This is a genomic window from Nocardia sp. NPDC003963 (genome assembly GCF_053605105.1).
On the sequence record NZ_JBSGIP010000012.1, the window covers coordinates 139,452 to 164,664 of the forward strand.

Genomic DNA, 25,213 nt, shown 5'->3' on the forward strand with positions numbered 1-25,213 from the left:
GCGCCGGTTGCTTGGGCAGAGGTGGTCGTTCGCGCACAGTGCCTCCTGGGTGGGTGTCATGGCGTGCACCCGGCGCCGAGGAATTCCGTGGTCGGCGGCCTCGTAAGGTGCTGGCCGGCCTGGTGGTTCGACCCGGCGCCGGGGCTGGATCAAGCCTCATCGACCGGTGTTCGCGGTCCCAGGGACAGCAGTCATAAAGAACCGCTACGCTTCCGCTAAGTGCGCAGGGACAGGGGGTTTCGCGTGATCGTGGAGGTTTGGACAAGGGTCGAGGTGCGGGCGCTGCGTGACGCGGCGTTGCGGATGACGCAGGAGCAGTTCGCCGAACAGATCGGGTGGTCTGTTGCGACCGTGCGAAAATGGGAACGTGCCACCGAATCGCGGCCGGTGCGCGGGCAACGTGCCGCCGACCTCGATAGTTGGCTCGCCAAGCTGAGTCCGGAGCAGATGCGTCGATTCGCTCTCGCCGTATCCGCCCCGCGGGCCGCAGCACAGCGACACTCGCCGTCTGGAGGCGTAGAGGATGAGGCAGACGTGAACCGCCGCGAATTCAGCAAGGCTGCCGCGCTCACCGTCGCGACGTTGCCGCAATGGAATCCGTCCCGCATCGGTATGGCGGATGTGGACCGGCTCAACACATTCACAGCCGAGTTGGAGGCCGCCCAGCAGCGGGTTGGTGGTGCAGGGCTCCTGCCCACTGCTCTCGACGCATTGGAGCGTAGTCAGGCGCTGGTGCACAACTGTGTCTTCGACGATGCGACTGGCCGAGCGTGGATGTCCGCAGTAGGCGAGCTCGCTGTTCAAACCGGCTGGCTTGCTTACGATGCGGAGCGCACCGAGATGGCGTGGCGCTGCTATTCGGATGCACTGTCGTTGGCATTCACGGCGGACGACGACGATCTGACCGTCCATGCATGCCTAAACGCTGCTCTACAGACCACAACCCTGGCGCGTGTAGGTCGAGCGTCCCCGTCGTACGCACTGGCGCTCATCCGCCGCGCAGGAAGCCTGGTGCGGCGGCGGCCAGCGGGGCGGATACACGCGCTGATCGCCGCACGTGAGGCTGCCGCACACGGAACGGCTGGTGACTGGAGCAGTGTCCAGCGTTCCATGTCGGGGGCCTGGCGCGAGATGGACAATGCGATCGGGCATGAGCCGGTGGACGAGTGTGCTCCATGGCTGCGGTTCGTCAGCCATTCCGAGATCCGGTTCCATGAAGCGCGGGCCTGCACCGATAGCGGCCGTCACGAACGGGCGCTCGGTTTGTTCGAGGTCGTCGCGAGCGAACCGGCGAGCGCGGGCAACGCCGTGCACAGAGCAGCCTGGAAATCAGCGGCGCTCGCCCGCACCGGCGACGCGCGGTCAGCGATCGATTCGGCAGCGCCGGTGCTCGATGCGCTCGAGCACTGGCTATCGTCTCCGCGCGCACTCAAAGCGCTGGCGCCGGTGCGCCAATCCGTCGAGACCCTGTCCGACGGTGAGGAATTCCGGAATCGGCTCGACGTGCTCACCACACCGGAGGGCGCAGTAGTCGACTGAGTTCCGCCGATTCGACCCGTCTCGGAACTACCGAGATCCGCGTCACCGTGCAGGATGTGTACGCACGTACCGATGTGGAAGCTATCGCGATCGGCGACTCGTTCGAGCCGCCGGAGGTGGCCGCGCGCCGATCGACACCTGTACAAGCAGTTCCGGATTCGATCTGGTGGTGCTGTACTCCGGTTGTGAGGTGATCGGGCAGGTGCGGGAGTGGCCGCTCAATGCGGATCCCCGTTGGTGGAACTAGTTGAGAATCCGAAAGGAGCCCGAATTCGCGACCGAAGATGGAAGGCGAACGTTTCCCTGTCGTAAATCGTGGTCGTGCACGAGCACATCGTCCGAGGGCATGGGCGGGACGTGCACGATGAGCTGCTGAGCGGTCGGGCTGGAGCGGAGGACGGACCTTGCTGGTGGACCCGACCGACGAGCGCCCACGCGCAATGGGGCTGGTCGCGGGTTGGGGTGTTGCGACCAGGCCGGAGCGCGCGCCCATATTCGATGTGCTGGTGCGGCCTCTACCAGTGTGACCGAACGCGGGTCTGCCGTGAGCGACATGGCCTCACCTGACCTGATGATGGCCGCCTATACGGGGGCACGGATCTGGTGGTCGCGTATTCGGGAGCGGTCCCGTTCCCTTCGAGTCACACGCAGCGTTTGCGTACGCTTAACTCGTGTACGAAGCACTCGGAAAGGTGATCCGCGAACGACGCGAAGCCCTTGGTCTCGATCAGGCGGGCCTAGCAGCTCAACAAGGTGTTGGTCAGCAGACGGTGAGCGGTTGGGAGCGTGGGCGTTCAAGGCCGCGGCGTGCGATGTTGAGTGATCTCGCACAGGTTCTCGCGGTCGCCGAAGATGTACTTCTGGATGTCGGCGAGTACCTGTTGCCGACGTCGGCTGTACGCCTTCCGGTCCGCCCATTGACGCGTGCGCTGCCGCTCGATGAGCTAACCGAAGAGCGCTTCGAGGATCTGCTCACCGAAGTGATGGCCACGCTGCACCCTGGTGGGCATGCCAGCAGGTATGGCGGGCGCGGCCATAAGCAGTACGGCATAGACATATTGGTCGCGGCTGGGGGAGCCAATCTCGCGACTGGCCAGTGCAAGCGAGTTCGGGAATTCGGACCAACCGCGGTGAGCAAGGCGATCAATGAGGTGACGGTTGCCGCACCCAAGCACTACTTGTTCCTGTCTCGGCTCACTGCCACTCCTGCGGCCCGCAAGGCAGTTGCCAAGCAGACGAGCTGGGAGCTGTGGGACGGCGAGGATATTTCCCGCTACATCCGAAACCTCCCGCGCGAGCGAGCCGTGAGGATCGTCGACACATACTTCCCCGGCCACCGCGAGTCTTTCCTCGGCGTTCCTGGCCCGGGACCCTGGTTACACCCCGAAGAATACTTCGATGCCACCCGTACCACGATCTTCAACCATGAATGGAGCCTGGTCGGCCGACAGGATCAACTCGACCAACTCGTCAGTGCCGCGTACCAGGCAGACGCAACCTTGACCTTTGTGACCGGTGCCGGTGGCGTCGGTAAGACGAGAATCCTGAAGGCGATCGCGGAATCGGCTCCTACGTCTGCCCAGGTTCGGGTACTGGCAGGCGACACGCATGTGTCTGCAGCCGACTTCGAACTCCTTCCTGAAGAAGGCGAACTCACGATCGTCATCGACGACGCTCATGAACTCTCTGAGGTCACTGGGATTGTTGCCGGCATCTGGCGCCGAAACAGGAATGCCAAGTTAGTCATCGCGACCAGGACTTATGGGTTTCCGATGTTGAGGGAGGGGCTGGCGCGCCACGGCCTCCTTCCTGTGATGCATACCATGGTCGCGCTCGATGACCTCGACCTCGAGGCCGCGACCGCACTCGCGCGTGAGGCCTTAGGCGGCGAAGCGCCAGAGGCTGTCGCGCGGCAACTCGCCGTACTGACCACCGACTCCCCTCTGGCCACCGTCGTCGGCGGCGTCCTGATCAAACGAGGTCAGTTGGAACCCGCAGCGTTGCAGCAAGACAACAACATCCGGTTCCACATAATGAGGGGGTTCCGTGATGCGTTGGTTAACGACCCGCTCGCCTACGACCCGCCCACACGTCGTGCAGTTCTAGATGCTGTCGCTACACTGCAGCCGTTCCGCACCAACGAAACGACTGCGCGCGAGTCGTTGAGCGAGATCGTCGGGAAGCCCTACGACGAACTGCACAAGCACCTGCGCAGCCTTGAAAACGCCGGAATCCTCCGTCGCCGCGGCGAGTCACTCCGAATCGTGCCCGACCTACTCGGCGACGTTATTCTAACCGAAGCTGCCTTCGACGACACCAATCCATTGGGCACTGGATACCTTTCACGAATCGAACCGGTGGTCACCGGTAGCAGCGTCGAACATTTGTTCATCAATGTGAGCCGTGTTGACTGGCAGGTTCGCACGAAGCACGCCGACGCGCCGAACCTGGCGGACTCGCTGTGGGTTGCATTCCAAACCCAGATCGAGGCGGCCGATGTAATCGACCGAGGCTCCCTCGCGAATATATTGGCCAAAGTGGCGTACTTCCAGCCCGAACGCGCACTCAAGATTACACGCTGGCTTATCGACAATCCCACCGATCGATTTGACGATAACCACACGGCTTGGCGTTTCCTACCGAAAACCGACTATCGCAGCGTGCTTCAAGCGCTCCCTCCTGTGCTCAAACTCGCGGCAATGAGCGTCGGCACGCTTCCAGAGGCTCTAGCCCAACTGTGGGAGCTGGCCCAAAGTGACGAGCGTCCGACCAATCAACATCCAGAGCATGCGCTTCGCGCGTTGCGTGAGCTTGCAGCGTTTGGACTGGCAAAACCGGTCTGGTTCAACGATCAGATTGTCGACATTGCTTCGACTTGGTTCGTCGACGGTCAGCGCCTCTCACCTTTTGAAGTATTCGAGCCGATGCTAGCCACGGAAGGGGAAGAGTCCAGCGCGCGCGGTCACACAATTACCTTCCAGCCCTACTCTCTGAATCCTCAGAGCGTCATGCCGGTGCGTCAACGGGTGATCGACATTGCCTTCGAGGAACTCGGTTCATCCAACCTTCGCCGCTCGGGAGCGGCCGCAGAGTTCCTGAAGTCAGCGGTGCGCTATCCGACGGGTCTGTTTGGGCGCTCGGTGTCCAGCGGCGAACGCGACGAGTGGACACCTGGTTTCGTCACTACCATCGACCGGCTCGGCGCGATCGCCGCTTCCAATGTCTTGGACCCCGCGGTCCTGGTCAGCATCCGGCACGCCCTGCATTGGCACGATAACTATGGCGTCGGACCCGCTCATGACGCCGCGGAACATGTGATGCAATCCCTCCCGAATGGCGTCGAAGCACTTCTCGGATTGACGGTGCACGACGGATGGGGCCACCTGGTCCGTGACCGTGGCGACAACTTCGAGTCGATAGAGATCAAGCGGCTAGAGCTCATCCAAGCGGTGGTTGACGGCCTCAGCTGCCACACCGATGATCAGGTAGTTGACCTGCTCATCACCCGCCTCCGCGCCGACCGTGAAGTTCACGGACCTACCGGAGGGCACCCGAGCCCTGTCGTGGCTGGCCTGATCAACGCCCGCCCGACACTCGCACACAAGGTGCTTGACAATATTCGGGCCGCCCCTTCGTCTAACGATCTCGACTCGGTACTGTCCGTCATCCTCAACACCCTCGCGGTACATGAGCCAGAGGCCGCGCTAGACGCCATCAAGGAATTGCTCGAAAACTCATCACAAGAGCGGCGGCGCGCCGTATCCCAGGCAATCAGCTGGAACCGTCGCATACAAGAATTGAATCCCCGCGAACTTGACCTGCTGCGGCGGTTGGCCGCTGACCCCGACCTGGTGATCCGACGAAACGCTGCTCGAGCAGCTCAAATGCTGGCACCAACCCATCCGGCTGAGGCAACCAGTCTGCTTGCGGGTCTCCGATTCGGCGATGACGAGAACCTGGCCGACGATATCTTCATGCTTTTCCAGTCCGACTCTGGCATCTCATGGGACAACTTTTCCGACTCTGAGCTGGAACTCATTCGACGAGACCTCGCTACCGTGGATGGCATCGGTGGTTACTGGGTCTCCCTGGCACTTGCAGACCGATCGGCGACGGACCCTGGATGGGTTCTCGGGCTGCTTCAAGACCGGGTGCAACGAGCCGAGTCCCCGGACCTAAGCCGCGAATATTGCGCGCTGCCGTACAGCTGGAAAAGCCGCTTGCGCATCCGCGGCACATCGGAATTCCCCGCCATCCTCAACCATATCCTGGACTGGATAGAACAAGATCTCGATTCCTGGCGGCGCCAGAAAATGGGTGCAGACCTGTTCGCTGCAGTGGCAAACGAGTACGACACCCAAGTGGTCGGTCTTCTGGAGAACGCACTTTCTTCCGGCACGGAGAAGACGGTCCGTGCTGTTGCTGCCGTCCTGCAGGAGGCGCCCCGGACTTTCATCTGGGACCGGCCGGACTTCGTGCGCATTGCCTTGCATGCTGCGGGCCGAATCGGAGAGGAAATACTGCAAGACATGATCGGCGCGCTGTGGGGTGCCACCATATCCGGAATCCGCCGCGGGATCCCTGGCAAGCCATACCCGGAGACAATGGAGCAACGCGACAGGTCACGCGATATAGCAGAGAATCTGCCAACGGGGTCAATCGAGAAGCTATTTTATACGAACATGGCGGAGGCGGCCAACAGGGACATCCTTCGCGAAATCGGAAACGACCTACCCGCCGACGGTCGTGCCTGGTGAACAGCCACGGCCCTCTGGACTGCCGCGAAGGCATCCGCCACGCGGCTGCGGAGTTTGAGTTTCGCGCGCGCAGGCTAATTGACAACCCTCATCCATGAACGATTGCGGAGTTCGCTAAGTGTCAGAGTTTGAGATTGATATCCATGCAGAAGGTGAAAAGTACGCGGATCTCTGTGCGATGTACTGGGAGACAACCGAAGAAGGATCCTTCGCGCACACCGTGAAAGTTATCGCGGAGGCCTTTGGTGAACCAGTGCACAGGATAAGCAAGATTGTTTCTGAGATGTGCTCGGCGCGCTCGACCAGCAAATATTGCCGCGAGTGCGGCAAAGGGTTTGTGTACCGAACACGATCTGAATGGACTTCAAATTCCCGCTTTGCGTCGAGTCGATGTCAAACATGCGCTGATGAACAGCGTCGCAGGCAGGTGCGTCAGGCAGAGCGGGAAAAAGCAGCCGAACGCGCTGCGATTCTTGCTTGCTTTCCAGTGCTTACGGATGGGGTGGTACCTCGGGTCGAGGATTTAGACATACGTGCAGCTTTCACGCTTGCGGCGATCTTTGAGGACGCGGAAGAGATTTATCGCGAAGTGAGTGCGCCGCTTGACGACCGTATCGATCCGCTTACCCCTACGCATGACTATGATCTATCTCTGGTGAATCGAGTATTTGAAAAGCAGCTCATCCTGATTCATCCATCGTCGCCTCCTGATTGCTTTGAATGGGATGGAGATGGCGCCCTATCTGGGCGCTATTTTCCTCGCCGGGCATATTTCTATATGGCAGGGTCGCGCGAACTTGAAACCAGAGTTGAGGAGTACCGCAGGAACTTTGCTGATCTAATTCAGAGCGAGAATTGGCCAGATCCATGGATCAGTCACCTCCACGACTTCTGGCTCGAACTCGCTGTGTCGGAATGTAAAGCCTATCTCGTTCATATGCTGGATCGGCACAAGCTATCGTTTAGCCCCGGGCCTAAAACCGACGATGTTTTCCGCCGCGGTCTGAAATGGTATTCGATAGGGCAAATCTATTACTTCATATGGCGAGCGGCGAGGGACAGTGCTGCATACCTGGCGCGCGAAAGGGTGCCCAAGAAACAGGCGGCCAATAGTGCGATAACCAGGATTGCGGCCGATATTGATCGCGCGTACGCAGACGGTTGGCAAGTGAGCACTTATCGACGAGATCCGAAACTGCCGATATCAACAATCTCGCACATTTTGTTCTCTCGTGCTCTGAAATTCGATGACCCGATGGCATATTCACCCGTCGAGCTTCCGGCCAGACGTGCGGGTCTGGAGCTTGACTGGGCGGGTATCAATGCGGCCACCTTCGAGCGCTTGATCTTTCAGTTGATTTCTGACACGGAAGGTTACGAGAGTGTCGAGTGGCTTATGCATACGAATGCGCCCGATCATGGTCGCGATGTGAGTGCAGTCCGGCTTCGACGTGATCCGTTAAGTGGTCACAGTTCGCAGAGGGTTGCCATCCAGTGCAAGCATTGGACCAGTCGATCCGTGAGTGCTGTCGATGTCAACGCTGCCGTCGTAAGTCTCGACAATTGGCAGAATCCGCCTTTTGATGTGCTGGTTATCGCAACAAGTGGCCGCTTCACGTCTGATGCTGTTGCGTGGATTGAAAGACATAATTCTGGAAGCAGGCGGCCAAGTATCGAGGTATGGAACGATGCCCGGCTAGAGGTGCTGCTGGATGAGCGTCCTCATCTTATTCGCTCGTTTGAGCTGCGATAATTTCAGGGCATTGCGTAGTGAACAACTAAGTCCTGCAAACTTCAATCAACTCAAGATCGTCAAGGGAGTGCGTATCTGGACCAGCATGGCGCGGCGAGTGGGGTTGCGCCGACCGCGTCAGGAGTTTCCGCCCGGGCGGAGAGCGTCGAGTCGCCAATCTATGCGGCCGGGTCTGCTCGAGTTCTGTAAGCGTGCACCCGCGTTATTCGGATAGGGCGTCGTTGTGTCGATCACGTAGCACTCGTCGACGTATTTTGCCGGTCTGCGTTTTTGGCAGGTTCGGGACGATTTCTATCGACCTGGGGCGCTTGTAGGGCGCGAGACGCTCGCGGGTGAACCAGATCAGGTCATCGGGCCTGGCGCTGTATCCGTCCTTCAGGGAGACGTAGGCGGCCACAGCCTCACCCTGATACTCGTCAGGAATCCCTACGACCGCTGCTTCGAGCACGGCTGGATGTTCGTAGAGAGCGTCCTCGACCTCGCGTGGCCATACCTTGTACCCGGAGACGTTGATCTGGTCTTTGATTCGGTCGACCAGGTAGACCCAGCCCTGTTCGTCAACAATTGCGCTGTCGCCGGTCCGGAGACGGCTTTCGGGGAGAGCGGCCTCGGATTCTTCTGGCTTGCGCCAGTATCCGCGGATGACCTGGGGGCCGGTGACGACGAGTTCGCCTTGGCTGCCGGGGGGGAGGGGGTTGCCTTCGGGGTCGACCACCTCGACGTTCACTCCCGGCAGCGGTAGCCCGATGGACAGGGTGCCGCTGTCCTGGTCAACCGGCGCGCTCGTTCCGGGCGGCACCGCGGTGACTGCTGACGAGGTTTCGGTCATGCCGTAGGCGTTGTGGATGTAGTGGCCGAAGCGTTCCTGGAATCGGGCGACCGTGCTGGGCGGGACCGGCGCACCCCCGCTGTACAGCGTTTTGATGGTGGAGAAGTGTTCGGCGGTGGCGTATTCGGAGTTCATCATCGCGTTGAAGGCGGTGATGGAGCCGATGGTGTAGGTGACGCCGTGTTCGCGGAGGGCGTCTACGGCTACGTCGGTGGTGAAGCGGCCGGTGAAGACCAAGGAGGTTCGTTCGGTGAGGGCGAGGGCGCCGATTACGACCGCTCCGGTGATGTGGAACAGCGGGGCCAGGGCGAAGACGACGTCGCCGGGGGTGATGCCGGCGAGTTCGGCGAAGCTGGTGGTTACCGCGCGGACGTTGGCGTGGGAGTTCATCGCGCCCTTGGGTGGGCCGGTGGTACCGGAGGTGTAGGCGAGGAAAGCGAGGTCGTCGCCGTGTACCTGGACCGATGGGGGTTTCCGGCCGGTGTACTCATGGGCCAAGGTGAGTAGGTCGATGTGCGCCGAAGGTGTGTCGGCAGGGTCTGCCGATGCCAAGTTGGCAGAGGCGGTTTCGGGCTTGAAGACGCGGGGGTCGTTGCGGGACTGGAGGTCCGACTCCGCGGTGCCGATCACCCACCCGACTGTGGTGCCCTCGACGTCCTCCCGGACCTGCCGCACATCGCGGTCGGTGGTGATGATCCCGACCGGTTCGGCATCGCTGACCAGTTCGCGGAGTTCCCGCCCGCGATACATCGGGTTGAGCAGCAGGGCGATCGCGCCGAGTTTCCACAGGGCGAGCTGGACGAGCGCGTACTGCGGGATGTTCTGGAGGTGGATCCCCACCCGCTCACCGTGGCCCACACCGCGGTCGGCGAACGCGGCCGCGAGTGCGTTGGCGAGGTCGTCGGTCCGGCGGACGGTGAGTGTGGTGTCGAAGTAGACGAGGGCCGGGGCGTCGGGTTCGTGCCGGACCCGGTCGTTCCATGCCTCCGCGAGTGTGGCGAAGCGTTCGTGGCCGTCCTGCCGGGACACCCCGCCCGCCGCACCCTCATCTGATGCGGCGGACGGGGTTGTCCCGGGGTTACCGGTGGTCATGCAGGGAGTTCCTTCCGTCCGGTTTCGCGGATGGTGGCGACGGTGAGGAGGCCGATGGCGCAGACGCCCATCACCCAGTAGGCGGGCGACATCGCGTTACCGGTGGATTCGACGAGCTGGGCGGCGACGTAGGGGGCGGTGCCGCCGGCGGCGATGGTGCCGATATTGAAGCCGAGGGAGACGCCGGTGTAGCGGACGGTGCGGGGGAAGAGTTCGGTGAACAGCGGGAACGCCGGAACCTGCACGACACCGTTGAGGACCATGTAGACGAAGTAGACAATGCCGATGACGAGGATGCTGCTGGTCGCGCCCATGATCATGAAGGCGGGGAGGGCGATCACGACGTAGGCGAGGTAGCCGAAGATGAGGACTGGTTTTCGGCCGTACCTGTCGGTGAGCATGCCGCTGATCGGGAAGGTGGCGCAGGCCAGGGCGATGGCGATGGCCGATGTCCAGTACACGGCGTCTTTGGAGAAGCCGAGGTTCTTGATCAGGTAGACGCTGAAGTAGGTCAAGCCGATATAGCCGGAGCCGTTCATCGCGATGGCGACGCCGACGACGCGGAGTACGGACCATGGGTTCTTCGTGACGACGTCCTTGAGCGGGCTCTTGGCGACCTGCTCTTTTTCGGCCATCTCCTCGAATTCGGGGGTGTCTTCGAGCTTCAACCGGACGCGGAGGCAGACGTAGGCGAGGGGGAGGGCGAGCAGGAACGGGATGCGCCAACCCCACGACTCCATCTGTTCGTCGGTGGTGACGAGGGCGACCAGGCCGACGACGGCGGCGGCGACGGCGAAGCCGAGGGTGGAGCCGACGGGGGTGAAGGAGCCGAAGAAGCCGCGTCGCCGGGGTGGGGCGGATTCGGCGATATAGGTCGCCGCGCCGCCTACTTCGCCGCCGGCGGAGAAGCCCTGGGCGAGTCGGACGAGTACTAGAAGGATGGGGGCGAGGACGCCGACGGACGAATGGGTGGGGAGTAGCCCGAGGATGCCGCAGGCTATGCCCATCGCGACGACTGTGGCCACGAGGGCGTGGCGGCGGCCGCGGCGGTCGCCGAGGCGGCCGAAGAAGATACCGCCGAGGGGGCGGGCGACGTAGGCGACGCCGAAGACGGCGAGGGTCGACAGGATCGACACCCCGGGATTGTCGGAGGGGAAGAACAGGGGTGCGATGGTGACGGCGAGGAAGCCGTAGACGGCGAAGTCGTAGTACTCGATGAGGGTGCCGACGCCGCCGGCGATGGCGGCGCGGCGGGCCATGGAGTGCGATTTCTCCGGTGCGGTCACCTGCTGCTGCCCGGTGGGCCGGCTGTCAGGGTTCTCGACGCGATGATCGACATTGGTCATTGCGGTTGTCCTTGGCGTGCGTGCTCGGCGAGCAGGAGTTCATACGAGCCACCGGCTTCGATGACCTGAACGGTCCGCGGATTCGGTGGGGTCCCGACCAGGTCGGTTCCCTCGGGCAGGCGCAATGTTGCGGTGCGCCAGTCGAGGGCCACGGGATCGTCCACTGTGACAGCGGTCGATACGCCGGGGATCGTGATCAACGGCATGCCGTTGAAGGTCTCGCCGCGCCAGAAGCCGGGCGAGAAGGATTCCGCGACGATGGCCGCGATACCCGCGTTGCGGAGGGCGACCATGGGCGGATAGTGGGGATGGCCGTAGCCGAAGTTCCGCCCGCCGACGATGATATCGCCGGGGCGGACGCGGTCGGCGAAGGAGGGGTCGTAGGCCTGCATACACACCGAGCGCAGGTGGTCGGGGTCGTAGGACTTGATATTGGAGACGCCGACGACGAGGTCGATATCGAAATCGTCGCCGAAGATCCAGGCGACCTTGCCTTCGATGAGGTCGGGCGGCGGGGGATAGGCGCTCACTGGTTCGACTCCTGGATGGTGCCGGTGAGGGCGCTGGCGGCGACGGTGTAGGGGGAGCCCATGTAGATATTGGCGTCGGGGCTGCCCATGCGGCCGGAGATGTTCAGGACTCCGGTGGAGATGCAGTTCTCGCCGGCTTGCAGGGGTTTCTGGTAGCCGAAGCAGAAATCGCAGCTCGATATATTGATATGCGCACCTGCCGCGCGGAGTACGTCGAGGATGCCCTCCTGCTCGGCCTGTTCGTACACCTTCTGTGAGGTGGGGACGACATTGAGCTCGACGCCGGGGGCGACCTGGCGACCGTCCAGGACCAGGGCGGCGGCGCGCAGGTCCTCGATGCGGCCGCTGGCGCACGAGCCGATGAATGCCTTCGTAATGGGTGTGCCGGCGAGCTCCTGGGCGGTTTTGGTGTTGACGGCCCGAGCGGAACCGGGCAGCACCACCCGGGGAGTCAGGGTCGAGAGGTCGATGGTGTGGCGGGCCGCGTAGGTAGCGTCGGCGTCGGGATATATCGCCTCGAAACTGCGCCGGGCGACCTTGTTCGCGTAGGCCAGCGACAGCTCGTCGGGTTCGAAGATCGCGGACACGGCGCCGGTGAACATGGCCATTCCACACAGGCCCTGGCGGTGGTCGATGGCCATCGAGCGGGCGCCGGGGCCACCGAATTCCATCACCTGATGGGCGCAACCGTCGGCGCCGACGAGATCGATGATGGTGTGCACGAGGTCACGGCTGTCGACGCCGGGCGGGAATTCGCCGACCAGGTCGAAACGGGTGGTGCCGGGGATATCGACGAAGACCTGCCCGGTGACCCAGGCTTCGATGAGGTCGCGGCGGATGCCCCAGCCGAGGGCGCCGAACGCGCCGATCCCGCTGATATGGCCGTCGAAATGGACGAGGAATTCGCCGGGGATCGCCAGGCCGAGTTCGGCGGTGAGCTGGTGGCCGATACCGCGGCCCTCGTGCAATTCGATGCCGTAGAACTCGCACCAATCGCGGGTGACCTGGTGGACCTCGGTCTCCTTGTCGTTGCGTTTGGTGAGCATGTGATCGATGAAGACGATGTAGCGGCTCGGATCCTGGAGTTCGGTGATGCCGAAGTCGTCGCGCATCTGCCGGAACATGACGTCGGTGTAGCCGGGGAAGTCGTAGGCGATCATGCGCGCCGGCTGTACCGCGTGGTTCTCCCGGGCTCGGACCGATTCCTGATCCGAGGCGCGGCCCAGGATCTTCTCCGTCATCGTGTACCCCACGGCGGTCACTGCTCCTTCGCCGGTAGGTATTTGTTCTGCATGGCCTCGACCTCGGGGAAACCGATCAGTTCGACGAACTCGTGGTGCTGGAGCGCATCGGCGCTCACCTGGGCGGGGGCTTCGCCCGCGGCCAGCCGTCTCAGGGTCTCGCGGGCGGCTCCGGCCGCCGCCATCAGCACCTGGGTCGGCAGCAGGGCCAGCCGGACGCCGATCTGGTCGAGGATCTCGGGGGTGAAATCGCGTTCGGTCCAGGTCGAGGCGGTGAGGGTGGCCATGAGTGGGACGCCGACCTCCTCGTGGCAGCGCTGCCACTGTTCGACGGTTTCGAAGGTCTTGGTCACCGGCATGATCATGTCGGCACCGGCCTCGACGTAGGCCCGGGCCCGGCGGACGGCGTCGTCGCCGCGCGCGTCGGTGCGGGCGATCAGCAGGACGTCGTCGGGGATGGAGTCACGCACGGCGCGGATCTTGCCGGTCGCCTCGCCGACGGTGATCAGGTCGACCGGATCACCGACGCAGATGGGGCAGGACTTGGGGGAGACCTGGTCCTCCATGAACATGCCGCCGACGCCCGCGTCGGCGAATTTCGTGGCTGTGCGGGCGGCGTTGACGGCGTTGCCGTAGCCGGTGTCGATATCGGCGACCAGGGGCAGCTTCGAGGATTCGCGGATCGTGCGGACTGCCTGCAGGTTCTCGGTCTGGGTGTAGAGCTCGGCGTCGGGGAGGCCCAGCGCGGCCGAGACGGCGAAGCCCGAAGCGCACAGGGCGCTGAAACCGGCTTGTTCGGCCAGGCGGGCGGTCAGACCGTCCCATACGCCGGGGGCGTAGACGAGTCCGTTCGACGTGAGGTCTTTCAAGGTCGGGCTGCGCACCAGTCCACTCTCCGTTTCGCAATGCGGAATGCGTTTCGTATCTCGATATGAGACGGTAAGGTGGCTCAGGTCACAAAGTCAACCCCGAGCGATGGATGTGTTCGTATGGTGGCGAGATCGATCGCACGACCTGTGGAAGCGAGTGAGTATCAGTGGCTGTGCCCGTAGAGTCCGAGGCGCCGGGGGGTCGCGATGTCGTGGGCGCCGTCCTCAAGGCGTGCACGCTGCTCGGTCATTTCAGCGCGGACCGTCCCGCCTGGACGCTGAACGACCTCACCGTGGCGAGCGGGATGAACAAGACGACGGTGTTCCGCCTGATGGCCACGCTGATCCAGGCGGGGTGGGTGAACCGTACGGAAGAAGGCGCCTACCGCGTCGCGATGCCGGTCTTCGAAATCGGCTCCGCGGCCCTGTCGAAGCTCGATATCCGTTCCGCGGCGAAACCTTTCATGTCGGATCTGGCGACAACCTTCGGCAATACGGCCTATCTGATGGTCCCCGCCGAACAGGGCGCGGTGTGCATCGACCTGCTCGAGGGCCGCAATTCGCTCGTCGTCGCCGGTATCAATGTCGGATCAGTGATGCCATATCACGCCGCGGCGGGGCCGGTCGTCATGCTCGCTCATTCGGAAGCATTGCGGAACAGGTGGATCGGCGCGGACCTACCGGCGATCACCGAACGGACCATCACCGATGCGGACGCACTCGTCCAGCACCTCGACGAGATCAGGAAGGTCGGCTATTCGCTGAGCAACTCCGACTATCTGCCCGGGGTCGCCGCGGTAGCGGCACCGATCCTGGGGCGGGACGGATCGGTTGTCGCTTCCATCAGCGTCGGTGGCCGGGCCGAGGAGTTCGAGGGCGACTCACTCGCCGCGAAGATCGAGAAGGTGTGTGATGCGGGGGCGCGGATTACTCGGATCGTCCAAGCGCTACCCCGCGGCTGACAAGCTGGTACTGTCCTCGATCGCTCGCGCGACCGGTCAGCGAATCGACTCCCACCGGCAGCAGGTTCTCCTCGGTGGCCCCCGGGAGGCCGGCCCGCGGAGCCAGAGTGCGACGCGCCTCGAGCGGAGTGTGCAATACCGATCGTGATGCTGAGATCAGTGGAGTGCCGTCGTGGATAAGCTGCCGAGAAGCTCAGCCATGGGGTCGTAACGCCGCAGCACTTCTGCCTGCAACAACTGCTCACGAGTTGCGGCATCGAGACTCCATGAGGCGAAGTACTCGCGCGCCTCGTCCCAGTCGCCGGTGTCTCTGGCCGCGCGTAGCAGGTCTCTGGATCGCAGCATGAACTGTATGACGATGGGAGCGTTGGGGTTGTCCCACCAGAAATCGGAAAAATGGGTGAAATCCCCGAACTTTGCCACCCAGCTGTCGAATGTAGGGTTCGGATAGTGCAGGATCACCGGGTGTGAAACGGAGCGGTGCTCGCCCTGGTACCCGCTGGAACTGTGCACTCCCACAGTCACTCCGGGTGTGACGCGCACGGCGCTCTTGCCGTTGCCGTATGCCATGAACTCGGCGCAGCCGTTGAGCCGGAAGAGCGTGCATTCGGTGAAACGATCGATGATCTCGTGGCTCACGGGAACTGCTTCATGATTCGTGAAGGTCACGTGTCCCACATTTTCTGATGTCTTCCAGCTGTGATCACCTTCGTCGTACAGGATCTCGTCGTCATCCAGGGGAATGAGCCACGAGATCTTGTGGTCGAGAGCGTAGGAGACAGCCTTCCGATAATTGGCGACTTCGCGGTTGAACAGCCCGGACGGTGTCCGGTCGGTGCGGTCGGTCAGGCCTGGCAGCAACACCACTCGCCGATCGACCGCGAATGGCTCGAACAGTGGCCGCTGGTCGGGGTCGTCCATGAAGATCAGGATCGTATCCGCTCGACGCAGGTGATATTCGATCCATGAGTGAAGGCTCGGTCCGGGGTTCCGCATTGTTGAACAGATGAGCAGGTCATGGTGAATTGGGAACGGGCCGTCTGCGCACACAGTCGAAGCCTAGCAACGCGGGGGCTTCCGGGCCGATGCGTGCATTCCATAGTGGGAAGGATGGGTCACCGTTCCAGCGCAGTGGCGGCGAGCGGATCGGCTCGACATGGTCCGGCTTGTGCCTGCTCCTGAGCTCCGCCGGGCGGGTGGGTAAAGACTGGTGCGGCCAGCGGCCGTTGGTCCGGGTCGATCATCCGACCCCGGCGTCCCTTCACCAATCGTGGCACTATCACTTCGTCGCAACCTGTTAGCCTCTCCGCCGGGAGGAACTCAGGTAAGGAAGGAATGAAGTGGCGACGTCACCGCGGCTGTCCGAAAATAGCCAGGTCGAAATTTTGTCGTGGCGGCCGGGCGGGCGAAGGTTCCTCGTTTGTATCCGGGCGGGCCGCCGATCGGCATACCTTTCCTGGTTCGAAGAGAACGAGCCCCGGGATTGGGACCTGATGGTCCACTATTATGAACTACCGCCGGAGGGCCCCGACGAGCGACCGGAATTTGTTGTCGAGGGTGGGATCTCGAAATTTCCGGGAATCAAGGCACTCTGGTCGAAGAGGCCGGAACTGATCGAGGCATACGATGCTGTACTCTTCCTCGACGGCGATATCGAATGTACGCATTCCGGACTGGCCGAAGCTTTTTCTGTATTCGAGTCATATGGGTTGGATATCGCTCAGCCGGCGTTGTCTCATGAATCCCATGCTTCCTGGGATATTACGCTCTATCGGCATCTCCATCAGGTTCGCTACACGAACTTCGTGGAGATCATGATGCCCATGTTCTCTCGCCACGGCTTGTCGCGGTGTCTGGATAGTTTCGATGAATCCATCAGCGGATACGGCCTCGATTCGGTATGGCCGAGCCTGCTCGACTCCCCGGAGAGGGCCATCGGAATAATCGACAGTGCGGTATTCGGTCATCCGAACCCGGTCGATCTCGATAACGGCGCCTTTTACCAGTACCTTCGATCGCTGGGTGTCGAACCATTCCAGGAGGGGCATGAGGTGACGAAACGCTATGCACTTCCCGAAGTGCGTGCTACTGAGCTCGGGGTCGAGCTCGACCGCCGAGCTGTTCGTAAGAGTAATGCAGACATAATGGCGTTGACAGCGGTGGCCGATCGTCCGGACAGGGCCCGAGACGATGTTATCGCGCAAATCGGTCCCGAGCGGGTAGCGGAAATTATTGTCGATGAGCTGGTATATCGGGCGAACGTCGGCCGGTCCAAGCTCGATTGTATTGTCGAGTTCAGGTTCGTGCTGGACGGCACGGAATTCGTGCGCATGGTGTTCCCCCGCTCATCGCGAGTACTGCACGCGCGTGTCGCGCCCGGTCTGGTGCCGCAGGCGGTGGTGACCCAGGATCTGTATGAGGCTGTACAGGCTGTGTTCGGTCCTCGCCCGAAGATATCCACGGCGACCCAGGTCCTGCGCTGGTGCGAACACGACGATATCGATGCGGCGAGAACGGGCCGGCTGGACGCTCTGTTCCCGCAGGTCGAGCTTCTGCTCGCCGGCCTCGAACCATCCGGCGACCAGATCTCGCTGACCAGGCTCGCCCTCCTGTACGGGTCCGATAAATGGGGAATCCATCGCTACACCCCGCAATACGAGCGATACTTCGAGCCGCTGCGGGATCGGCCGTTGACCATTCTCGAGATCGGCATCGGTAACGGCGCGTCCCTGCGGATGTGGAAACGCTACTTCCGCCGGGCCATTGTATTCGGACTCGATATCCACGATTCGAGCCGTTATGTCGAGCAGCGCATCACGCCCTTGCTCGGAGATCAGTCCAGCAGCGAATCGCTGGAGCGCGCAGTCGAGCAGACCGGCCCGTTGGATATCGTTATAGACGACGGTAGCCACATCTCCGCGCATGTCATCGCGTCCTTCCACGCACTGTTCCCCAAGTTGCGCCCCGGCGGCCTGTATGTAATCGAAGATCTACAGGCCTCGTACTGGCCCCACTGGGGTGGGAATGCCGAAGAGTTCGACGATCCGGCCACGTCGGTCGGATTTCTGAAATTACTGGTGGATGGACTGAACCATGAAGAGCTTCCGGACGCGAGCGGGCGTGTACCGCTGTACTCGGATGGTCAGATACGGGGCCTTCATTTCCATCACAATATGGTCGTCATCGAGAAGGGAAGCAATTCGCAGGGGGGTGCGCCCGCCTGGATCCGTAAGACGTGACCATCAGGTATCAGGTCGGTGAGGGTCTGTATCCCTGGGCGTGATCCCGAAGCCGGGAGTGAATACGCCAACGCCCCGAGTCTGCGAGGTGGGATGGATCGCGGACGTGGATACGGAAAGGGAGAAATTTTCAATCGAACGATGAACCGTAACGGCGCATCCGCTTGTTCAGAATCCATTTCTCTCCGGTGTCGACAGGAAGTCCGGCATGTTCTGTTGCCGGGTCGAGTTGACCGATATCGTTGAGATACCGGAAGTAAACAGCCTGTCCCTTGCGCGGAGTGAATTTTATCCCGGCTCTGGGAAAATTGGTGACCCCGCCGGCCTCGACTTCGTTCAGGTATACGATCAGGGTCGCAGTCCGCTGGCCGCCGCGGATCAATTCGGTTGTGCTATCCCCTGGTGGGAGGAAATCGAAATGATGTCGGTAATGGCCGCCGGTACCATAATGCATGACCTGCAGACCCTCGCCGTTTTCGAGCGGGCAGTTCATGAGCGCGGATATGCGTTGATCGATCCGATCGATGAAACTAGTTTCGGATAATCCGAAGGTGCAGCTCTCGCTGAGGGAATCCTGCGGTTGCGTAAAGTCGCCGATGGCGGGATCTGTGGTGGACGAAGGACGCATCCTCTCCTTGGACAACTCGATTATTCGATCGCATTCGTCAGCGGATAGCACACTGTCGAACAATATAAGTTGCGGCTGCTCGACCCGCAACAGGGCGCGAATCGTTCGGTCCTGGATGTGAAAAATTCGGCCGGACGGCACGGGGCTCGGGTCGTATTGATATGTGCTGGACACGTCGCCCCCCAATGAAACATGTACTGCCTGTGCGGCGGCGTTCTCTTCGAAACCACCGTCGGTCATCGATTCGATAACCGACTCGGCGGAATCGCCCTGGTCGAGTTTGTCGTTTATCCAAGTTCTGATGAAGTTTCGGAACAGGATATCCACTGCCGCCGTCATATTCGTAGACTAGCACTCGAAGTTGTTCGATTTCGTGCGTATCTCGGCGATGGTGAGAGCGGTACGGAACTCGACGGTCGGTGGTGGCAGCGCGGTCTCCGGCGGGGATCACGATGGTGCGGTAGCGGTGGGATGATCGAGGGTGCTTCGATCGATCGTATTCGTGGTGTATCTGCGGCCGGATCGCCTGGACCGTGGAAGCTCTCGATGTGCCACAGCGGGTGCTCGATGACGAATTCGGTGGTCATGTGAAGGTAGCGCCGTACTGCCGCGGTACGAAGGCCGAGCCGAAGACGTTCGGTGCCAGGCGCCGTATGGCAGATCCTCTGCTGGTGTATTCGGTGAAAGCCGGAATTACCGTGGGACTCGGTATCGACGCATCCATTTGTTTATTATCCATTTTTCGCCGGAGAGGACCGGAAGCCCCGCATGTACCGTCGCAGGATCGAGCTGGCCGATTTTATTGAAGTATCGGAAATATAATGCCTGGCCCTTGCGTGGAGTGAATGATATTCCTGCCTCGGAGAAGTGAGTTCCACCGCCGTCCTCGACATCGTTGAGATAAACTATGAGAGTCGCGACCCGCTGGCCACCGCCGGTCAGATGAACGATGCTTCCGGGGTCGTTCGGTGAGAAGAAGTCGAAATGGGGAAGGTATTGCCCTCCTGTCCGGTAATGGACGACCTGCAAACCCTCGCCGTAATCCGTGGGATAGTTCATAAGAGCGCAGATCCGTCGGTCGATATCGTCGATGAATGGGTTCTCGCCCGGTGCGAACATGAAGCTCTCGCTGGTACGGGTCTCGGCCTGCTCGAGCTTTCCGGTGGCGGGGTCGATGGTCGCGGAAGGCTGCAGTCGATTGCCCGACATCTCGATTATCCGGTCGCATTCTTCTGCGGAGAGGACATCGTCGAACAGGACCAGTTGCGGCTGCTCTACCCGCAGCAGCGCGTAGATCGTACGGTCATGGGCGTGAACAACCCGGCCCGGCAAGAGCGGGCTGGGGTCGTACAGGTAAGGGGAAGCGCCGGGCATTTCTCCCCTCAGTAACGCATGGACAGCCGTTGTGGCCGAATCCTTGTCGAAACCACCACTCGACATGGCGTCGATAATCGACTCGGGCGAATGACCCTGTTCGAGGGTTTCGTCGATCCAAGCCTTGGTACAGCTCTGCCACGAACTGTCCAGTGTCACCGTCATAATCGCAGACTACTGACAGTGGTCTCGCGCGCCTCACCACAGGTGGAAACCCCATCGGTGACCGCTGCTGAGCGGTCTATCGGCCGCGCAGCAGCTTCGGGGCGGCGCGAGACATCCGGGCCACCGGGCATCGCCGCGCGACTACGGGCCTTCGGCGGATCGGCACGGCCCTCCGCCGGTGGAGCGATCACCCGGAGGTTCACAGATAGTGGCGGTAGCGGCGCATCCACTTCGTCACGATCCACTTCTCCCCGGCGATCACCGGTCGTCCGGCATGCCGGGTCGCCGGGTCGACCTGGCCGACGTTGTTGAAGTACCGGAAATACAGCGCCTGGCCTTTGCGCGGAGTGAACGACAACGAAGTCTCGGTGAATGCGGTCTCCCCGCCCTCCTCGACATCGTTGAGATAGATTATGAGCGTGGCTGTCCGCTGGCCGCCGCGGATGAAAAGTGCTCTGTTGTTCTGGTTTCCGGGGGGAAAGTAGTCGAAATGAGGCAGGAATTCTCCACCGGTCGCATAGCGCACGACCTGAAGACCCTCGCCGGATTCGAGCGGCCAGTGCATCAGGGCCGAGATACGCCGGTCGAGCCGATCGATGAGCGGATCCTCCGATAATTGGAACTCGCACGTTTCGCTGATGCGGCCGCGGTCGGGAATCAATTCTCCGGTGGCGGAGTCGACGATCGCGGAGGGCCGCAGCCGGGGCCGGGCCAGTTCGATCAGCTCAGCGCATTCGTCGTCCGACAAGACGTCACCGAACAGAATCGCCTGCGGCTTCTCCACCCGCAGCAGAGTGTGGACGGTGCGATCGTAGGCGTGGAAAGACCGGTCGAGCGGGACCGGGCCGGAGTCGTATACGTAGGGCGAGTCGTCCCCCGGGATTTCTCCGGTCAGCGACTGCTGCACAATCGCTGTGGCGGCGTCCTTGTCGTAGCCGTCGTTTGTCATGGACTCGATAATCGCTTCGACTGTATGACCCTGTTCCAGATTTTCACTGATCCAAGTCTTGACGCAGTGTTGCCACGAAGAATCCAGAGCTCCACTCATTCGCGCAGGCTAGCACTGGTTTTCACGCCCGCCACCAGTGGTGAATGCTGGGCCGGCCCGGTCGCCCTACGGTCCATCGCGCCGGGCGCCGGGCGCCGGTCGTCGGCTGTCGTTCGCGAGGGGGCCTCGTCGAATCAGTTTCGGCATGGGTTGTTCCGGTGCTCTCCGGCGCCGCTGGAGCGGGTGACGGAGTGAGCGTATGGGCGGTGCTGTTCCCAGCATTGGTGATTAATGCCCTTCCGGGTGGGTCCTGCCGCACCCCGCGCGGCCCGGCGGCGGCCGGCTCGACGCCACCCCGATCGGAGCATCCGGACCGGGGTCCGGCGTCGGGGTTCGGTCATCGCGCCCGCGCCCGAGCGCGATGAGATCTCTTCGTCGCAGGGCGGCGTATCCTGTCGACCTGCGGAATCACGTATCGGGCTATCTTCAGCGGCCGGCCTCGCCGAGTTGGTCGGGGCCGGTCGGTACGAGGGATCCGCCAGTCCTCAGGTCTGCATCTCGCTGTCGGTGACGATCCCGCGACTCCGGTGGAATGGCCTCCCCCTGGACCCGGGCCGGGCGCATCCGATACTCCGGGGCCGTGCGAGCGACTCTGTCGGGACTTCGGCGTTGGGTAGTCTGGCCGGGCGTCGATACGGGTAGCGTCGGCGAACCTGTCAAGCGTGGAACGCCTGCGAAGTGAGGTGCATGAGGATCGAATGTCACTGCCGTTCTGGCCGGGGGGCCGCACCGGCGCACTGTGCGGCTCGTTCAACGGTGATCCGTCGATACCGGTGACGAGTAAGGGCCTCCGGGCCGACCGCTCTCGGTCCCTGTCGGCTGGGCAAATTTCGGCCCGCGGCCGATCGGTCCGCGCCGCCGCGCTGTGAGAAGGTTCGAGATTTGAGTATCCACATACCGAGCGAGGTTGTGTTCTTTCTCAATGTCATCGGTGTTCCGTATCCGGATATCGATGTGGACCAGGTACGCGAATTGGCGAACAGTGCCCGTGAGTTCGCCCGCGATGTCCAGGAAACATTCGACGCGGCGACCGGCACCCTCGACGAGATGGGGTCGGCACTGTCGGGGGATTCCTACCAGGCAATTCTCGCCGGATGGGCCTACCAGTACGACAGATTGACGGAACTGGACGACGCATTCGAAATAGCGGCGACGGCGCTCGATATCGCGGCGGATGTCATCGAGACCATCCAGATCGCGGTGCTGGTCGAACTGGCGGCGCTCGCCGCGAGTTTCATCGCGGGCATGTTCACTCCCGCCGGACCGGTGACCGGGCCGATGATCGCGGCAGCGGCGCGCTATATCGCCAAGGAAATGGCGAAAGCCATCATGTGGTACATCGCGGCCGAGGTGGTGGCCAAAGCCGTCGAACCGCTGGCGGAAAGATTCCAGCGGTTCATCCGCGAGGCCTTGGAGCCGCCGCCGATTCCCGTGGCCCCGGGGCCCGGATCAGGGGAGTACCGTCTCGATCCCGACGAAGTCGAACGCTACAGCAGGGTGCTGGACAACCATGCCGACGATTTGATGTCGCACGGCGCGAAGTTCGGGGAGAAGCTGTCCGAACTCGATTTCAACACACCTGGACTGGGCGTGGAGCCGGCCGATTGGTCGGACGACCCATTGGATACACCCGGGCCGGTGGACAACAATCCACCGAGCATCGACCCGAACGTGCCTCCCGGATCGTCGCCGGTGACGCAACTGCCCACCACTGGCGCGTATCCCGGTCACACTCCGGGAACCGAATCTTCCGGGCCCGCCGGACCTCGCACGGAAGCACCGAGCGATCCCCGCGCGGGGCGTGGTACCGATCCGACCGGCGCGACCACACCCACCTCCGATCCGAATCGACCGGCCGCTACCGCGCCGGAGACACCCGCGGCCACAACACCCGGCGCGGTGCCGTCTGCGACCGGTGGTGTCCAGGCGAGCGGCACTGATCTGCCCGGGCGAGACGGGAGTACGTCGGAGAGTAGGACGACGACTCCCGGCACCATGGGGTACGGCGCGGATCGATCCGGAGCCGAAGCCGCGCAGCACAGTGCCGGTAGCACCGCGGGGATGGTTCCGCCGGGATCCGCGCAGGCGAGCCCCACGCAGGCGAGCCCCGCTGCGTCCGGTCAGTCATCGCAGGCGGCTCCTGCTTCTCAGGGACAGCGCGCGGCGGAGGCCGCAGGCGGAAAAGCCCAGAGCGGTGGCAGTGGCGGTGGCGGTCGCGAGGCCCAGCGCCCGGCCGACTCGGGGGCAGGAAAGGGCCAGAGCGGCGCCGGTCGCGGACCGGGTAGCGGGCCGGGCGCACAGCAGCCGGCGGCTCGCGCGGGATCGAAGAAAACACCGTGGTCGCGTGCAGGAGGCAAAGCCGCACGCGTCGACTCCACTACGAAACGGCCCGATGTGGAGGCGCCCGCAACCTCGGTGCGGGCGACCGCCGACGGCGGTGACGCCGCCAAGGCGACACCAGCAGCGTCCGATGCGATCCAGCAGAACGCCCCGCAGGTGTTCGCGCCGGAAACTGCGTCGCCACCGCCCGGGCCGCCCATCGATACACGGACCGGAGACGACCGGGAGACCTCGGCCGAACCTCCGCCCAAGGAAGACGATGTATCTGCTGCTGGTGCCCGGCCTCCATCGAGATGACGAAGGTCGGTCGATGAGTAAGTGGAATTCCGCTGCGAAAGGGCGGAGAGGAGTCGATCTTCGGTGCACTCACTGGACCCGATGCCTCTGGTGCACGAGTTCCCCGCTTCTGGGGACGATCCACAATGGGGGCGAGGACGCGGAGCCACGGAAGTGTTCCAGCGCGTGGCTCCACAGGGTTTCCGGTGGTCGGCCCGGCCCGCACGCACTGGGCCGGGACCGGCATCGGATGTCTGTGGCCGCTACGAAGCACGTCCGTCGGTGTCTCATATCGACCGGTGTGAGATACCGCTGCGGTGACGACGGTCGAACGGGCAACAGAAGTGTTCATATCTCGAGCTGGAGGGTGTAGTGGCAGGTCGGGGTGGTCCGATGGGCAGGGTCATGGACATTCTCGAGTCCATTGCGCGCTCGATGCCCGATTTCGGCCGGGGATTCCGGAGAGGCACTTCCGGTCGTTCGCGCAGGGCGAGTGAAGACGGTCAACGCGCGGACGAGGGAGCCCGGCGCCGCATGAATGACGACGGGCCGGGTGGGCATACGCCTGCGCCGGGTGGGCGTCCTCCGGGGAATCCGCCGCATAACGGGCGTCCTCCGGGGAATCCGCCGCACAACGGGAACCCTCCGGGGAATCCGCCGCATAACGGGAATCCGCCTGCGAATCCGCCGCACAACGGGAACCCTCCGGGAAATCCGCCCGCGCCAGGTGGAGGACGCTTCAGGGAATCGACTGCAAATTCGATTGCCAACACAGTGCGGGATCGATGGCGGCATTGGCACGACGGGGGTGACGCGGCTTCATCCGGACAAACCGCGAGAAGCGAATTCGATAATGGGCGAAGTGCCCTGATCAACATGCGGCGCCGCAACCAAGCCGACTTCGATGATTGGGCGGAAAGGGCCGGACACAATCAGTGGGCGAGCTCGCGAGGATTCGGGGACTTCGAAGACTTTCTGCGTAACGGCGAGCTGCGGGATTCGGAGCGGGGTAGGCATCCGAGTGGTTCGCCCCCATGGAATAGGTCTGAGCCGCATGCTGATCCGCCTGCGCCGGGGGGTACGCCTGCGAACTCTCCGTCGAACGGGCCCGGCGATCCGCCGGGGAATGCGCCGGGGAATGCGCCGGGGAATGCGCCGGGGAATGCGCCGGGGAATGCGCCGGGGAATGCGCCGGGGAATGCGCCGGGGAATGCGCCGGGGAATG

15 protein-coding genes are annotated in these 25,213 nt (G+C 62.7%); 6 read left to right on the forward strand and 9 right to left on the reverse strand.

The annotated features are described in order from the left end of the window. Nucleotides 1-243: 243 nt before the first annotated feature. The 3 genes from ACWEWT_RS21150 to ACWEWT_RS21160 all read left to right on the forward strand — a co-directional run bounded on the left by ACWEWT_RS21150 (nucleotide 244) and on the right by ACWEWT_RS21160 (nucleotide 8,049). On the forward strand, nucleotides 244-1,539 hold the full coding sequence (locus ACWEWT_RS21150; RefSeq protein WP_452561258.1) for a helix-turn-helix domain-containing protein: 1,296 nt from the start codon (nucleotides 244-246) through the stop codon (nucleotides 1,537-1,539). Between the two features lie 671 nt (nucleotides 1,540-2,210). Continuing rightward, nucleotides 2,211-6,296 carry a helix-turn-helix domain-containing protein gene (locus ACWEWT_RS21155; protein WP_452561260.1) on the forward strand — a complete coding sequence of 1,362 codons (4,086 nt, stop codon included), beginning with the start codon at nucleotides 2,211-2,213 and terminating at the stop codon, nucleotides 6,294-6,296. 118 nt (nucleotides 6,297-6,414) lie between these two features. Further along, nucleotides 6,415-8,049, forward strand: a complete 1,635-nt coding sequence (locus ACWEWT_RS21160; RefSeq protein ID WP_452561261.1) for a restriction endonuclease — start codon at nucleotides 6,415-6,417, stop codon at nucleotides 8,047-8,049. 202 nt (nucleotides 8,050-8,251) lie between these two features. Here the strand turns inward: ACWEWT_RS21160 and ACWEWT_RS21165 are convergent, their stop codons facing one another. Genes ACWEWT_RS21165 through ACWEWT_RS21185 form a run of 5 tightly spaced genes read right to left on the reverse strand, consistent with a single transcriptional unit; the run spans nucleotide 8,252 to nucleotide 13,971 of the window. Continuing rightward, nucleotides 8,252-9,970, reverse strand: coding sequence for a class I adenylate-forming enzyme family protein (locus ACWEWT_RS21165; protein WP_452561263.1), 1,719 nt, complete (start codon nucleotides 9,968-9,970; stop codon nucleotides 8,252-8,254). Then, complete coding sequence (locus ACWEWT_RS21170; protein WP_452561265.1) at nucleotides 9,967-11,316, reverse strand: MFS transporter; 1,350 nt, start codon at nucleotides 11,314-11,316, stop codon at nucleotides 9,967-9,969. The genes ACWEWT_RS21165 and ACWEWT_RS21170 overlap by 4 nt, the downstream gene beginning before the upstream one ends. After that, nucleotides 11,313-11,846 carry a 3-isopropylmalate dehydratase gene (locus tag ACWEWT_RS21175; protein ID WP_452561267.1) on the reverse strand — a complete coding sequence of 178 codons (534 nt, stop codon included), beginning with the start codon at nucleotides 11,844-11,846 and terminating at the stop codon, nucleotides 11,313-11,315. The genes ACWEWT_RS21170 and ACWEWT_RS21175 overlap by 4 nt, the downstream gene beginning before the upstream one ends. Beyond that, entirely contained in the window at nucleotides 11,843-13,087 is a 1,245-nt protein-coding gene (locus ACWEWT_RS21180) for a 3-isopropylmalate dehydratase large subunit (protein WP_452561288.1), read from the reverse strand. Before ACWEWT_RS21180 ends, ACWEWT_RS21175 begins: the two co-directional genes overlap by 4 nt. A gap of 17 nt (nucleotides 13,088-13,104) precedes the next feature. Further along, a complete protein-coding gene (locus tag ACWEWT_RS21185) occupies nucleotides 13,105-13,971 on the reverse strand; it encodes an isocitrate lyase/PEP mutase family protein (RefSeq protein ID WP_452561268.1) in 867 nt (288 codons plus the stop codon). Nucleotides 13,972-14,129: 158 nt separating this feature from the next. Here ACWEWT_RS21185 and ACWEWT_RS21190 point away from each other — a divergent pair, with 158 nt between their 5' ends. Then, a complete protein-coding gene (locus tag ACWEWT_RS21190) occupies nucleotides 14,130-14,918 on the forward strand; it encodes an IclR family transcriptional regulator (RefSeq protein WP_452561269.1) in 789 nt (262 codons plus the stop codon). Nucleotides 14,919-15,074: 156 nt separating this feature from the next. On the opposite strand, the gene ACWEWT_RS21195 is transcribed toward ACWEWT_RS21190, so the two are convergent. Then, nucleotides 15,075-15,839, reverse strand: coding sequence for a hypothetical protein (locus ACWEWT_RS21195; RefSeq protein WP_452561271.1), 765 nt, complete (start codon nucleotides 15,837-15,839; stop codon nucleotides 15,075-15,077). Between the two features lie 419 nt (nucleotides 15,840-16,258). Here ACWEWT_RS21195 and ACWEWT_RS21200 point away from each other — a divergent pair, with 419 nt between their 5' ends. Next, a complete protein-coding gene (locus ACWEWT_RS21200; RefSeq protein WP_452561273.1) occupies nucleotides 16,259-18,157 on the forward strand; it encodes a DUF707 domain-containing protein in 1,899 nt (632 codons plus the stop codon). Nucleotides 18,158-18,287: 130 nt separating this feature from the next. Here ACWEWT_RS21200 and ACWEWT_RS21205 read toward each other — a convergent pair whose 3' ends face one another. The 3 genes from ACWEWT_RS21205 to ACWEWT_RS21215 all read right to left on the reverse strand — a co-directional run bounded on the left by ACWEWT_RS21205 (nucleotide 18,288) and on the right by ACWEWT_RS21215 (nucleotide 21,273). Further along, nucleotides 18,288-19,124: a 2OG-Fe(II) oxygenase gene (locus ACWEWT_RS21205; RefSeq protein ID WP_452561275.1), complete on the reverse strand. Its 837-nt coding sequence runs from the start codon at nucleotides 19,122-19,124 to the stop codon at nucleotides 18,288-18,290. 354 nt (nucleotides 19,125-19,478) lie between these two features. Beyond that, nucleotides 19,479-20,324: a 2OG-Fe(II) oxygenase gene (locus ACWEWT_RS21210; protein WP_452561276.1), complete on the reverse strand. Its 846-nt coding sequence runs from the start codon at nucleotides 20,322-20,324 to the stop codon at nucleotides 19,479-19,481. A 199-nt stretch (nucleotides 20,325-20,523) separates the two neighbouring features. Next, complete coding sequence (locus ACWEWT_RS21215; RefSeq protein WP_452561278.1) at nucleotides 20,524-21,273, reverse strand: 2OG-Fe(II) oxygenase; 750 nt, start codon at nucleotides 21,271-21,273, stop codon at nucleotides 20,524-20,526. A gap of 981 nt (nucleotides 21,274-22,254) precedes the next feature. Between ACWEWT_RS21215 and ACWEWT_RS21220 the strand changes: the two genes are divergently transcribed. Continuing rightward, nucleotides 22,255-24,009, forward strand: a complete 1,755-nt coding sequence (locus tag ACWEWT_RS21220; protein ID WP_452561280.1) for a WXG100-like domain-containing protein — start codon at nucleotides 22,255-22,257, stop codon at nucleotides 24,007-24,009. Nucleotides 24,010-25,213 lie beyond the last annotated feature (1,204 nt).